Source organism: Paracoccus sp. S4493, from assembly GCF_000967735.1.
Classification (GTDB): domain Bacteria; phylum Pseudomonadota; class Alphaproteobacteria; order Rhodobacterales; family Rhodobacteraceae; genus Paracoccus; species Paracoccus marcusii.
Genome location: NZ_JXYF01000215.1, coordinates 1 through 957 on the forward strand (window position 1 = coordinate 1; position 957 = coordinate 957).

1 protein-coding gene is annotated in these 957 nt (G+C 68.1%); it reads left to right on the forward strand.

Features of this window, described 5'->3' with window-relative positions; all coding sequences use genetic code 11:
- On the forward strand, positions 1-957 hold a 957-nt coding region (locus TW83_RS16420; RefSeq protein ID WP_045983861.1), incomplete at both ends, for an aminotransferase class I/II-fold pyridoxal phosphate-dependent enzyme.

Sequence of the window (957 nt, forward strand, 5' to 3'; positions counted from 1 at the left end):
GTCGCGGCCCTGCAGGCGCGCGTCGCGGCGCTGGAGGGGGGTGCGGGCGCAGTCTGCTGTTCGTCGGGCCATGCGGCGCAGATCATGGCGCTGTTTCCGTTGATGGCGCCGAGGCGCAACATCGTGGCCTCGACCCGGCTCTATGGCGGCACCGTGACCCAGTTCAGCCACACGATCCGGCGGTTCGGATGGTCGGCTAAGTTCGTCGACTTCGACGACCCCGAGGCCCTGCGCGCGGCGATCGACGACGACACGCGCGCGGTCTTCTGCGAATCGATCAGCAATCCCGGCGGGTCGGTCACCGACATCCCGGCGGTCGCGGCCATCGCGGATGCGGCGGGGATCCCGCTGATCGTCGACAACACGCTGGCCACCCCCTATCTGTGCCGCCCGATCGAGATGGGCGCGACGCTGGTCGTGCACAGCCTGACGAAATACATGACCGGCAACGGCACGGTCACCGGCGGCGTGGTCGTGGACAGCGGCACCTTCGACTGGTCCGCCAGCGACAAGTTCCCCAGCCTGTCGGCCCCGGAACCCGCCTATCACGGGCTGAAATTCCACGAGACCTTCGGCAACATGGCCTTCACCTTTCACGGCATCGCCATCGGGCTGCGCGATCTGGGCATGACCATGAACCCGCAGGGCGCGCATTACACGCTGATGGGGATCGAGACGCTTGGCCTGCGGATGGAACGCCATGTCGCCAACGCGCAGAAGGTCGCCGCCTGGCTGGAGGCCGACGACCGGGTGGAGCGGGTGACCTATGCCGGTCTGGACAGCTCTCCGTGGAACGCGACGGCGCGCCGGCTGTATCCCAAGGGCGCCGGGGCGCTGTTCACCTTCGCGATCAGGGGCGGCTATGCGGCGGCGGTCAAGCTGGTCGATGCGCTGTCGCTGTTCAGCCATGTGGCGAACCTGGGCGATGCGCGGTCGCTGGTGATCCATTCGGCCTCC